This window comes from Streptomyces beijiangensis, from assembly GCF_017315755.1.
GTDB lineage: Bacteria > Actinomycetota > Actinomycetes > Streptomycetales > Streptomycetaceae > Streptomyces > Streptomyces beijiangensis.
Window position 1 is genome coordinate 1 of record NZ_JAFLRJ010001215.1, and the last position, 203, is coordinate 203.

The following is a 203-nucleotide window of genomic DNA, read 5'->3' on the forward strand; positions in this document are numbered from 1 at the left end:
ACGCGCTGGCGCATGCCGCCGGAGAGGGCGGCGGGGTAGGCGTCGGCGAAGTCGGCGAGGCCGAGGCGGGTGAGCCAGTCCATGGCTCTGGCGTTGGCCTCGGCGCGGGGGGTGCGCTGGATGTCCAGGCCGAAGCGGACGTTGGCCAGGACGGTCTTCCAGTCGTAGATGCCGTAGTCCTGGAAGATCATCGCGGCGGGGCG

1 protein-coding gene is annotated in these 203 nt (G+C 71.9%); it reads right to left on the reverse strand.

Annotated features, from left to right (window positions below; all coding sequences use genetic code 11):
- A partial coding sequence (locus J0695_RS41225; RefSeq protein ID WP_372445937.1) for an ATP-binding cassette domain-containing protein occupies window positions 1-203 on the reverse strand: 203 nt, incomplete at both ends.